Source organism: Lacinutrix undariae (genome assembly GCF_052934785.1).
Map to the genome: position 1 here is coordinate 30,001 of NZ_CM128809.1, position 12,189 is coordinate 42,189.

The 12,189-nt window shown below is 30.4% G+C and carries 10 protein-coding genes; 5 read left to right on the forward strand and 5 right to left on the reverse strand.

Annotated elements, in window-relative coordinates; genetic code table 11:
* The first annotated feature begins 56 nt into the window (after nt 1-56).
* The 5 genes from thrS to ACU4C5_RS00175 all read left to right on the forward strand — a co-directional run bounded on the left by thrS (nt 57) and on the right by ACU4C5_RS00175 (nt 4,235).
* Nucleotides 57-2,000, forward strand: coding sequence for a threonine--tRNA ligase (gene thrS / locus ACU4C5_RS00155; RefSeq protein WP_446845027.1), 1,944 nt, complete (start codon nt 57-59; stop codon nt 1,998-2,000).
* 36 nt (nt 2,001-2,036) lie between these two features.
* Nucleotides 2,037-2,591, forward strand: coding sequence for a translation initiation factor IF-3 (gene infC / locus ACU4C5_RS00160; RefSeq protein WP_446846410.1), 555 nt, complete (start codon nt 2,037-2,039; stop codon nt 2,589-2,591).
* 66 nt (nt 2,592-2,657) lie between these two features.
* Nucleotides 2,658-2,855, forward strand: coding sequence for a 50S ribosomal protein L35 (gene rpmI / locus ACU4C5_RS00165; RefSeq protein WP_038530922.1), 198 nt, complete (start codon nt 2,658-2,660; stop codon nt 2,853-2,855).
* A 109-nt stretch (nt 2,856-2,964) separates the two neighbouring features.
* Nucleotides 2,965-3,309: a 50S ribosomal protein L20 gene (gene rplT / locus ACU4C5_RS00170; RefSeq protein ID WP_446845028.1), complete on the forward strand. Its 345-nt coding sequence runs from the start codon at nt 2,965-2,967 to the stop codon at nt 3,307-3,309.
* A 122-nt stretch (nt 3,310-3,431) separates the two neighbouring features.
* On the forward strand, nt 3,432-4,235 hold the full coding sequence (locus ACU4C5_RS00175; protein WP_446845029.1) for an HAD family hydrolase: 804 nt from the start codon (nt 3,432-3,434) through the stop codon (nt 4,233-4,235).
* A 600-nt stretch (nt 4,236-4,835) separates the two neighbouring features.
* Here the strand turns inward: ACU4C5_RS00175 and ACU4C5_RS00180 are convergent.
* From ACU4C5_RS00180 to ACU4C5_RS00200, 5 genes are all read right to left on the reverse strand, one after another.
* Nucleotides 4,836-7,121, reverse strand: a complete 2,286-nt coding sequence (locus ACU4C5_RS00180; protein ID WP_446845030.1) for a T9SS type A sorting domain-containing protein — start codon at nt 7,119-7,121, stop codon at nt 4,836-4,838.
* A gap of 237 nt (nt 7,122-7,358) precedes the next feature.
* Nucleotides 7,359-8,027 (reverse strand): LytR/AlgR family response regulator transcription factor, encoded by a 669-nt coding sequence (locus tag ACU4C5_RS00185; protein WP_446845031.1) that lies wholly within the window; start codon nt 8,025-8,027, stop codon nt 7,359-7,361.
* Nucleotides 8,020-9,729 (reverse strand): sensor histidine kinase, encoded by a 1,710-nt coding sequence (locus ACU4C5_RS00190; protein ID WP_446845032.1) that lies wholly within the window; start codon nt 9,727-9,729, stop codon nt 8,020-8,022. Before ACU4C5_RS00190 ends, ACU4C5_RS00185 begins: the two co-directional genes overlap by 8 nt.
* A gap of 1 nt (nt 9,730) precedes the next feature.
* Complete coding sequence (locus ACU4C5_RS00195) at nt 9,731-10,915, reverse strand: asparagine synthetase B (protein ID WP_446846411.1); 1,185 nt, start codon at nt 10,913-10,915, stop codon at nt 9,731-9,733.
* A 142-nt stretch (nt 10,916-11,057) separates the two neighbouring features.
* Nucleotides 11,058-12,098: an AI-2E family transporter gene (locus ACU4C5_RS00200; protein ID WP_446845033.1), complete on the reverse strand. Its 1,041-nt coding sequence runs from the start codon at nt 12,096-12,098 to the stop codon at nt 11,058-11,060.
* Nucleotides 12,099-12,189 lie beyond the last annotated feature (91 nt).

A 12,189-nucleotide genomic window follows, 5' to 3' on the forward strand; every position in this document is an offset into this window, starting at 1 on the left:
ATGTCTGTATATATCATAGTATCTTTGTTATCTTAAAATTCATAGAAAGAGTATAAATGATAGATATTACATTACCAGACGGCACTGTAAAGCGCTTTGAAAAAGGTGTAACACCAATGGATGTTGCAAAAAGTATTAGTGAAGGGTTTGCTAGAAACGTTATTTCGGCAAGTTTTAATAAAGAAACTATTGAAACCACTACTCCTTTACAAACGGATGGTGCGTTAGTTTTATATACCTGGACAAATGTTGAGGGAAAGAAAGCATTTTGGCATTCTTCTTCTCACGTATTGGCTCAAGCACTTGAGGAGTTATATCCTGGTGTAAAATTATCTATTGGTCCTGCTATTGAGAATGGTTTTTATTATGATGTAGATTTTGGAGATCATACTATTTCTGATAAAGATTTTAAAAAGATAGAGACTAAAATGCTAGAAATAGCAAGAGGTAAGCATGAATTTAAAATGCGTTCGGCTACAAAAGCTGAAGCACTAGAATTATATAAATCTCAAAACAACGAATATAAAGTAGAGTTGATTGAGAACTTAGAGGATGGTACAATTACATTTTGTGATCATTCTACTTTCACCGATTTATGTAGAGGAGGCCACATACCACATACTGGTATTATAAAAGCTATAAAACTTTTATCTGTAGCCGGAGCTTACTGGAGAGGTGATGAAAAAAACAAACAGTTAACTAGAATTTACGGAATTACGTTTCCGAAGCAAAAGGAATTAACTGAATATTTAGCTTTATTAGAAGAGGCTAAAAAACGTGATCATAGAAAATTAGGAAAAGAGTTAGAATTATTCACTTTTTCTAAAAGAGTTGGTCAAGGTTTACCTCTTTGGTTACCAAAAGGAGCTGCATTACGCGAGCGTCTTGAAAACTTTTTGAAAGCTGCACAAAAGAAAGCAGGTTACGAAATGGTTGTTACGCCACATATTGGGCAAAAAGAACTTTATGAAACTTCTGGCCACTATGCAAAATATGGTGCTGATAGTTTTCAACCTATTGGAACGCCAAATGAAGGTGAAGAGTTTTTATTAAAACCAATGAACTGCCCACATCACTGTGAGATTTATAATAGTAAGCCTTTTTCATATAAAGAACTACCTAAACGTTTTGCTGAATTTGGTACCGTTTATAGATATGAGCAAAGTGGAGAATTACATGGATTAACTCGTGTAAGAGGTTTTACTCAAGATGATGCGCATATTTTTTGTACACCAGATCAATTAGATAAAGAATTTAAAGATGTTATAGATTTAGTTCTTTATGTATTTGGATCTTTAGGTTTTGAAAATTTTACAGCACAAGTATCGCTAAGAGATCCTGAAAATCCTGAAAAATATATAGGAAGTCTAGAAAACTGGGAAAAAGCAGAGCAAGCTATCATTAACGCCGCAAAAGATAAAAATCTTAATTACGTTATTGAAACAGGTGAAGCCGCTTTTTACGGACCAAAGTTAGACTTCATGGTGAAAGACGCCTTAGGAAGACAGTGGCAGCTAGGAACTATACAAGTAGACTATAACTTACCAGAACGTTTTGATTTAACGTATAAAGGTAGCGACAATGAGTTACACAGACCCGTAATGATTCACCGTGCTCCTTTTGGAAGTATGGAAAGATTTATCGCAATTTTACTGGAACATACAGGTGGAAATTTCCCACTTTGGTTGATGCCAGAACAGGTAATTATACTTTCATTAAGTGAGAAATATGAAAAATATTCAGAAAAAGTTTTAAATCTGTTAGAAAATCACGAAATTCGCGCTCTGGTAGATAACAGGAATGAGACCATTGGTAAGAAAATTAGGGAAGCCGAAATGCAGAAAATCCCCTATATGATTATCATTGGAGAGCAAGAAGAAGCAGAAAACATGATTTCTGTTCGTAAACACGGAGGAGAAGATTTGGGCACAATTAGTGTAGATGACTTCTCAATAATCGTGGAAAACGAAGTAAAAAAGACATTAAAGACCTTTAAATAGAAATAAAAAAATAAGTTTAACTAAAATTTTTGAGCCATAGCAATACGTAGAAACAGAAATAACTTTAGAAGAGTACAGAAAGAAGATCAGCATAATATAAATGCTAAGATTAGAGCCGAAAAGGTAAGACTTGTAGGAGACAATGTTGAAGTTGGTATTTACCAAACAAAACAAGCATTGGCCCTTGCCGACGAGCAAGGATTAGATCTAGTAGAAATATCACCAAAAGCTGATCCGCCTGTATGTAAGGTTATGGATTATAAGAAGTTTCTTTACGAACAAAAGAAACGAGACAAGGCTCTTAAATCTAAGGCCACCAAAGTTGTGGTAAAAGAGATACGTTTTGGTCCTCAAACAGATGACCATGACTATGAGTTTAAAAAGAAGCATGCCGAAAAATTCCTAAAGGAAGGCGCTAAACTAAAAGCATTTGTGTTTTTTAAAGGACGATCAATCGTTTTTAAAGAACAAGGACAAATACTTTTATTAAAGTTAGCCCAAGATCTTGAAGAATTTGGTAAGGTTGAACAAATGCCTAAATTAGAAGGAAAGCGTATGACAATGTTCATCGCACCTAAGAAAGTAAAATAGACGTTGAATACTATTCAACTATCTTATAAAAATAATAAGCGAAGAGTAAATTAAAACTAGGAGAAAATGCCTAAAATGAAAACTAAATCGAGTGCCAAAAAACGTTTTAAACTAACTGGTACCGGTAAAATTAAAAGAAAGCACGCATTTAAGAGTCACATTTTGACAAAAAAATCTAAAAAGCGTAAGCTTAAATTAACTCATGATGGTTTAGTACATAAAGCAGATGAGAACAATATTAAAACTTTATTACGTTTAAAGTAATCTAAAGTTTTAATCGGTTAACAAAAATTATAAACCCTGGAGTTAGGCAAAACAATAATACAAAGTATCACATTAGTGATCGCCTACTACAAAAAAACAATTTAAAAGAATGCCAAGATCAGTAAATTCAGTAGCAAAAAGAGCCAGAAGAAAAAAGGTTCTTAAGCAAGCAAAAGGTTACTTCGGAAGACGTAAAAACGTTTGGACAGTAGCAAAAAATGCGGTTGACAAAGCGATGCAATACTCGTATAGAGACCGTAGAGTAAAAAAGAGAACATTCCGTTCATTATGGATCATGCGTATTAACGCAGGAGCTAGATTACATGGAATGACTTATTCAAGATTTATGGGAAAACTTAAAGCTAACAATATCGAATTGAACCGTAAGGTTCTTGCTGATTTAGCAATGAATAGCCCAGAAGCTTTTGAAGCTATAGTAAACAAAGTAAAATAAGGCTTTAGCCTAAATAATAACAACAATTCGCTTATTAAGATAAGACCGATTCATTTATTTGAATCGGTCTTTTTTATTTAAATTTATTTCAAAATAATTTAAAGCCCCTAAAACTATAAAATATGAAGCATGTAAAAATGGTTGTCACCGATATGGATGGCACTTTACTAAACTCTAATCATGAAGTTAGTGCTAGTTTTTTTGAAATATTTAAAGACTTGAAGCAGCAAAACATTCTATTTGTTGCTGCTAGTGGCAGACCTTATTATAGTATTGTTAAAAAGCTTAAAACGATACAGGACGATATAATTATAGTTGCCGAAAATGGTGGTTTGGTTATTAAAGATGAAAAAGTACTTATGTCTCATATTATTAATCCTGATAGGTTATCAGATTTATATGATTTAGTTACTAATATTGATAACACCTACCCTATTTTTTGTACCAAAGACCAAGCGTTTATAGTTAGAGCATCTGATGAATTGATATCTGTTTTTTCTGAATATTATTCGGTTTATACTATTATTGATTCGTTAGCAGAGATTAAAGATGATGTTATTAAAATAGCGTTATATCATCCTAGTAATTCTGAAGCTTATATTTTTCCGTTAGTAAAACATTTAAAACCTGACCTTAATGTTGTGGTTTCTGGAAATAATTGGGTGGATATTTCTGAAGCGGTTACTAACAAAGGTAACGCACTTACATTTTTACAAAAGCGTTATAATATTACGCCTTCTGAAACGATGGCTTTTGGTGATTACAATAACGATTTAGAAATGTTGAAATGTGCAAAATACAGTTATGCTATGGCAAATGCTCACCAAGATGTAAAAGCTATTTCAAATTTTGAAACCAAGAATAACGATAATTTTGGGGTAGAAGTTGTTTTAAAAAATCTAATTGTTGAAAGCCGTAGTAACTAATTTACTTCCTCTTACTCTATTTGTATATTATTAAAAATATTGAAACAGCATTAAATATATTGAGTAAAAAACTTCATCTAGCCATTTTTATTAGAATATATAAATAGGTGCTAATAAACGCTATTTAAATTTTAAGTTTTTTTATAGCAATTAGAAAGAGAACTTTAAATTAAGAGATAGTTTCAGGTATTTCCATATTAAATAATCGCAGTATTTTCTAGTTTTTAAACAAACAAAAAGCGTTGTCAATTAAGACAACGCTTTTTTTATTTTTAAATTTCTTGACAAATTAATACTTTTACCCTCATAAAAAATTAATAGAAATTTATATTTACTTCTACTCAAAGGTAATTTTAAAATAGGTAAACTCAAAAAAAGTGGTGTGAGTTACCTTTTTATGTATGTGAATGGTAATTAAAAAAAGTTTATTTTTTGTATGTTTTTTCTTACCTACTAATACTTAAGTAGTTTCAAAAAAAGCTGTTTTCTAAAAAAATCTTCTTTTAATACACAAAATATAATTTTAGTCAACCTATAAAAAAAAGCGATACCTATTAGGGGGTATCGCTTTCATAAAATTGAATATTAAAAACTGCAAGCTTATTGTTTTATTACACGTTTAATAACTTCGCTATTATTAGTTTCTACTTTTAATAAGTAAACCCCTACAGCATAAGTTGCTAAATTGATATTAATTTGAGCACTTGTATGTGATTGTTGTAATAGTAATCTTCCGTTTAAATCGTATACTGAAATTTTAGTGTCTTCAGCATTTGGTAAAGCTATTGAAACCGTATTATGTGTTGGGTTTGGAAATATCTTAACGTTTTCTAATTCATTACTAACAAGTCCTAAAGTTGTTTCGGTAATTTCAACTTCATTTGAAATTGTTTCACAACTTGTACTTCCATTTATTACAACTCTAAACTTAAATTCATTAATAATACTTAAACCTTCTCCTGAAAATGTTAATGTATTTGTTGTAGCTCCTGAAACTTCTGGATCTGTAAAGCCATCAGATAAACTCTCCCACTGTACCCCTTCAGGGTAATCAAAACCAATTTGCCATTGATAGGTATTAGCATTTGTTGCTGTAACACTAAAAGATATAGACTCATCTGTTGCAGATAATGTTTGATATTGAGGTTGAACAGTAATTGTAGCTTTTGGTCCTACAAGTGAGCCTGATAAAAAATTAGAAGATGTTCCTGATAAATCAAATCCGTTTAATGAGGCATGATTAGCGTTTGAAGATGCATCTATAATTACGGTTTCGGTAGTATTATCTCCGTTAGCTATACCTTGATTAAATTTATAGTATGCAAGTAATCCTGTTTCTGTTCCTGATAACTCGCAATTCTTATTAGTAGCTAATTCATTTTCTGTTTTTGCTACACTCCAAATACGCAAGTCATCTATACCTCCACTAAAAGGCATAGCTTGAGGTGCACCAATTCCTAAAAAGGATAAATCTATAAGTGGTAAGTCTGAAGATGAATTATCTAAAATCCCATCAATATATAAACTATAAACTCCTGCGCTTCTAGTTACAGCAATATGGTGCCAATTGTCACCAGTAATAGAGTTTACAGAAAATAACAAATCTGGTTCCGTTTCCATGTTACCAAAAATAGCAAATACAAGTTGTCCATATTGATCTACATTAAAAACTGAGTTATTATTAGCTTCAATATTAATAATTCCAGAAATTATTGTTCCTCCTGCAATTTCTTCACTATCTACGTTATATTCATCATCAATATAAGTTGATCCAATGGTAGGTTTAACCCATGTTTCAATAGTAAAATCTCCTGTAACATCAATACTATTAGCAAAAGTAGAATAGGTATCTACATCAAATTTCGCATAATCTCCAACAGAATATTCAACAATATTTACAACTAATTCTGAACGATCTGTTTCGCAACCAAAATCATTTTGAATAGCAACCCAATATGAAGTTGACCCTAACTCTGAAGTATCTGGTGTTGGTGCTTCGGTACTTCCTTCACCTCCTATTGCACTTGTATACCATAATTGACCTTCACCATAATAATTGGTTGTTAAAGGTATTGCTGTATCACCTTGTATATATATCACTGGAGAATCTACACTTGGTGCTGAACCTGCATTATAAATAGTAACACTTACTGCTATTCTATCACTTTCTGTACCATCAACAATTTGAGACACATAAAATGTTGATGTATATAAAGACGAATTATCACTCAATGCATAAGTACTTGTTTCACTTGAATACCATTGTAAATTAGTTCCTGTTGCAACTAAATCATCTACCGTAGCTCCCACACAAAAAGATTGTGCTTCTACTGTTGGTCCTGGTATACCTTCAGTTACATAGGTTTTAAACCATAAATCTGCAAAAGAAGCAAATCCATTTTGGCCATTTGAATAATAAATTATTCCATCTTCATAATCATTACCTGTAGTTTGAATATCTAGGTTTTGTATATCAGGGTTATTTTGTGTATTAGGGTTATAAATACGGAATGTATACATTGTACCACTTACAACTGCTATATCTGTAGAAATTGGTACAGTTACCTCATGAATAGAGATGCCTTCTCCTCCTAAAAACATAGCTTTAGATGCCGTTCCTAATAAATTACCTGTATACCCATCACCTTCATAAATAGCAATTTCAAAATTAACATCAAGTATATTTGATGTATTTCTTTTTACTTTAAAATTAACTTGAGATAGTTTTCCTGTTAATCCTGCTGTAAAAGATTGTCCTCCTAAGTTGTCATCGCTACTAGAGAGGTCTGTAGTTACATCAGCAATATTTTGCTGATCTAGCGTTTGTCCGAAAGACATAAAATGGCATAAGAACACCAAGATGAAAAAGTAGTTTTTTAAATTCATATTTTAAAATTTATAATGATTAATAACACGTCAAATCTAAATTTTAATCCATGAAATACAAAAAACAAGTGATGAAATGCAATACTTTGTATCTGAATGACTACAAAACAAAAACAGCGATTTCCATTAAGATATCGCTGTTTTTAAATTAATGATTAATAATACCTAAAAGTTAAAATTTTAATTTATAAAATTCAAACGCAGTGAAACCAGACACAATACTTTGTATATAAAGAACTATTTAAACTGTTTTGAAAAGGAACGTGAAAGCGGGATTTCAACGTTATTTATAATTATTGTGTTTGATGTTATACGTTGTATTTTATCGACATTTATAATATAAGAACGGTGTGATTGCTTAAACATATCTGTAGGTAATTGTTCAATAATTAAACCTAAAGATTGACGAATAGTATATTTTTTAGAATCGGTTAAAATATTTACATAGTTACCATCGGCAACAAAATATCTAATTTTTGAAAATTCTAAATTAATTGTATCATAGCCATTTTTAAAATTAAAACTATACTCTTTCTTTTTTTGAATTGCTAAACTTATAGAGGCTAATAAATCTACACGTTTTATAGGCTTAGTTAAATACGCATCGGGGTTTGTCTTTAAGGCTTGATCCATTAAAGAAAAATCGTATTGACCTGTAATAAAAATAACATTGGCATTACTATTTTTAGATTGTGACAATTCTATCCCTGAATTTATTCCTTTTAAGTTAATATCCATTAAAATAATATCTGGAAGAAAGTTGGCCATCAGTTTTATAGCATCTTCTTTTGTATTTGCAATTTTTACATTTATAAAACCGTCTTCCTCTAGAAGTTCTAAAATGTAATCCGATATAATTACATCATCCTCTACAATCAGTATTTTTGTGTTTAAAAGCTTAGTCATTGATGAGTTCTTTTTCAAATGAAAATGAAAAACCATTACGCGTTTTTATAGTATATTTTATTTCCAATTGTCGACAGATTTTATCTATTAATTTAGGTTTAATATCTTTACTAATGGATACCGTTCCGTTATCACTATAATTAAAATACAAGATACTCTCCTTGTAAGATAATTCAAAATTAATTTGTCTGTTTTCTTGTTTGGTAAATGCGTGTTTTATGGAGTTTATGCAGAGTTCAGTAAGTAATAAGCCAAGATACATGGCGTAATCTGTTGGTAATTTTACAGATACCATTTTAAAATGAGTTGTAATTTCGTTCTCTTTAAAAACATCAAAAAAACTAATTTTCACATCATTGAGGTATTTTTTTATTTCAACTTCCTTTTTGTCTTCATTTGTATATAAATGTCTGTGAAGTGTAGAAATAGCTTCAACTTTAGTTAAGATATTTTTAAGTTGAAATTGTTCTTTTTCTGAAGCTTTTTTTAATTGATTGGATATTAAAATAATCACCAATTGTAAATTATTATTAATGCGATGATTGGCTTCACTTAATAAAAATTCGTTATCCTTAGATAATGCTTGTAATTTTTTGTTGTTTTCTTTTGAAACTCTAAGGAAATAAGCAATAAATAAAGCAATTAAAATAGTTGTCAAAAATAACACACCACTTATATAGAGTTTTACTTCACTAGATGCTAACTCTTTGTTTTTATTATCTAATTCTAAATTGTTAATTATAATTTGATTCTCTTTTTCGGTGAGTTTATATTTTTCTTCTAATTCGAATAAAAACTGATTGTGTTCTTGTTTGTAATAGCGTTCAGTTAGTGCTAATCTGTGTTCTAAATATTCAAAAGCTTTTTTTGAATTCCCTAACGCATTATAACATTCGTAGACGTTTATGGTGAAGATATTTTCGTTATAGAGTAAATTATTTTCTTCTGAAAATTTTAAAGCTATCAAAGATTGGTTTAGCGCTTTTTGATACGACTTCATTTTTATTAATAAGCTTGTATAACTAATATATGCATCTGCCTGATGCTGTATCAATCTGTTTACTTTTGCATAGGCTATTAATTCTTCAAAATAAACAATGGATTTGTCATACGCTTTTAAACGTTCATATACAGAAGCAATTTCTAATGTAGAATAAAAAATATTATCTTTGTCATCAATTTTTTTGGCAAGCTTTAAAGATTTATTAGCATAAAAAATCGTAGAATCATTAATATTATAATACTCAGTAAAAAGTGCCGCTTTTCTATTGTAATATTTAGCCAAGTACAAATCCTTAATCTTATTATTTTTCAAGATTCTATCTGCCATATTAAGCTCTTTTATAGCATTTAAAAATAAGGTTCTTTTTCTATAAAACTCCCCCATTTTAACATGATACAAAAATTCTAATTGCTTATTATCATTGTTTTTTATTGCTTTGTAAGCTAGTGTATAATTCTCTAAAGCGGTATCATAATCTAACTTTAGCTTATAAGCTTCGGCTAAACCTAAATAGGCATATATTTGATTTTCGTTATTTTTAGAATGCAATGCCTTAACCAAAAACCTATTATAATGAGTTATTGCTCCATTTAATTTATTTTCATTAATTAAATGGTCTCCAATTATTAAAATTGAATCATTTTGAGCAGAAGACATAAAATAGGTTAGACTAAAAATGATATAAAAAACATATTTCATATTACGTTTTTTGTTTTTTCTTTTTAGCAGCAGGAAATAATACGTTGTTTAGTATTAATCGATAACCTGGAGATGTAGGGTGCAAATCGAGTTCTGTTTTTGGATCACCAACTCTATGTGTATAATCTTCCGGATCATGACCGCCATAGAATGTAAAAAAACCTTTCCCTTTAATTCCATGAATATATTTAGCTTCTTTATTTGTTTTGTTTTCGCCCAAAATCAATACATTACTTTTAATTTCGGTTCTAGTAAATGATGTAGTTTGTCCCATAAAACCTTTCACTAACGCAGTATGGTTTTGATTTAACATGGTTGGAACAGGATCCCATTTTGCCGAAAACTGCATTAAACTAAAATAATCTGTTGTTTTTGGAATTTTACGTTTTTGAGTCATATCAATTGATGAAAACTCATACACATTAGGGTTACGTTCTAAAATATAATCCTTAAAAGCCATTGTTTTACTGTAGTCTATTTCATTTTGATAACTAGCATCACTCCCATCTCCATCAAACATAGGTTCGCAAATATCCACGCCATCTGCACTTAATGCAATATCAAAACTATCGGTTGCACTACACATGGCAAACATAAATCCGCCTCCAACTACATAATCTTTTATCTTTTTTGCGACTGCTAATTTTTCTTCCGAAACTTTCGCATAACCTAAAGCTAAAGCACGTGCTTCGGCAGATTTTTTTTCGTCAATATACCAAGCGGCAGATTTAAACGAACGATAAAATTTACCATACTGTCCAGTAAAATCTTCGTGGTGTAAATGTAACCAATCATATAAAATTAGCGCATCATTAAGCACTTCTTCATCATATATGGTTTCGTAAGGAATTTCGGCATAAGTTAATACCATAGTTACCGCATCATCCCAAGGTAATTTTCCGTTAGGTGTATACACAGCAATTTTAGGTGCTTTTTCTAAAACTACAGCTTCCATATTTTGTGATGGACTTGCTATAAGTTGTAATATTTCTTCGGCTTTAGAGTTTGAAATCACTTCAAAACTTACACCTCTAATTTGGCATTCGCGTTGTAGATCTTCGGTATTAGGAAGTAAAAAAGAACCACCTCTATAATTTAACAGCCATTTTACTTTAAGTTGTTTTTCTAGTGTCCAATAGGTAACTCCATACGCTTTTAAATGATTCTCTTGTCCGTCTGCATCCATAGGGATGAGAATATAGGATGCAAAAGTTTGCATGGAAATCAATAACAAAATAAATACGCAGCATAATTTCTTCATAGCCTAAAGATACTTAAAATTTAACCTCTTAAAATAGCTTTAAAATATATTTAACCTAAGGCGTGTATTATTTTCCTGAAAGCAGACTAGCTATTCGCTTTGTACTTGGAAATTGCTCTAAAATAATTTTAAGAAATACAGTAATAGGAATCGCCATAATAAGTCCTGGAATTCCCCAAATAAAACCCCAAAGCATTAGCATAACCAATACAGTAATAATATTTATAGAGAATGATTTTCCCATAAATATAGGTTCTAAAATGGCACCAAACAATACTTGCACACCTGTTATTGAAATTATAAAAAAGAATAATGTACTTGTAGGATCTAATTCTACAAAAGCAAAAATAGAAAGTAAGATTACCGTTGCAAATGAGCCTACCATTTGAACAAAATTAATGGCAAATGCAAATAGCCCCCAAAATATTGGAAAACTTACGTCAAAAAAGAAACAAGCTAATCCGGTACCAACACCTGTAAGAAAACTCACAAAAAACTTCACTTTAATAAAAGTAATTAAGTCGTTTTCAATTTTCATAAAAGTCTTTACCGATGCATGTTTAAGTTTTAAAATGGTATTATTTAATAGTTTTTGTACGTTAATAGATTCGGCCAACCAAAGCACAACAAAAAAGGCTGTCATAAGAATGGTGGTTAAAAATTTACGAAGAAAATCGACTGTAGAGCCTAGGTTGTCTTTTTCAACAAATTGAGCAATTAAGCTTTTATCGTCATTAAACTCAATACCGTATGTAGATATTAAATATAGTTTTGCATCACTAAGTTTAGTTTCAGCATTTTCAAAAAACATGGTATCAGAAGATATAATTTGCTTGCTAGATAATTTTATAAGTTCGCCCCCTAGTGCTAAACCTCCAATAATTAATAACACCACAACCACAATGCTTGCAGATTTTGGTAATTTACGTTTTCCTAACCAACGCATTAATGGTAAAAATAACAATGCAATAAACATTGAAAATACCAATGGTATAAATATAAACGATAGTATTTTTAGTAAATAAAACACTAAAGGAATTACAATGATAAGTAACAAGAAATTTGTGGTGCGTCTTTGCTCTAACATGAGATAATCTTCTTTTTTCAACAGGTACAAATTTAGTAGAAAAAGCTATTATTAACTTACGAAAACTTCAAGTTTTTTTTACTAAATTTTATATAACCTATTGTTTCAATTT

Bases quoted from the DNA above. Each gene is read 5' to 3' on its own strand.
- ACU4C5_RS00195 (WP_446846411.1), bottom strand. From the start codon at position 10,915: ATGGATGCAGACGGACAAGAGAATCATTTAAAAGCGTATGGAGTTACC.
- rplT (WP_446845028.1), top strand. From the start codon at position 2,965: ATGCCAAGATCAGTAAATTCAGTAGCAAAAAGAGCCAGAAGAAAAAAG.
- ACU4C5_RS00175 (WP_446845029.1), top strand. From the start codon at position 3,432: ATGAAGCATGTAAAAATGGTTGTCACCGATATGGATGGCACTTTACTA.
- ACU4C5_RS00190 (WP_446845032.1), bottom strand. From the start codon at position 9,729: ATGAAATATGTTTTTTATATCATTTTTAGTCTAACCTATTTTATGTCT.
- ACU4C5_RS00185 (WP_446845031.1), bottom strand. From the start codon at position 8,027: ATGACTAAGCTTTTAAACACAAAAATACTGATTGTAGAGGATGATGTA.
- thrS (WP_446845027.1), top strand. From the start codon at position 57: ATGATAGATATTACATTACCAGACGGCACTGTAAAGCGCTTTGAAAAA.
- ACU4C5_RS00180 (WP_446845030.1), bottom strand. From the start codon at position 7,121: ATGAATTTAAAAAACTACTTTTTCATCTTGGTGTTCTTATGCCATTTT.
- rpmI (WP_038530922.1), top strand. From the start codon at position 2,658: ATGCCTAAAATGAAAACTAAATCGAGTGCCAAAAAACGTTTTAAACTA.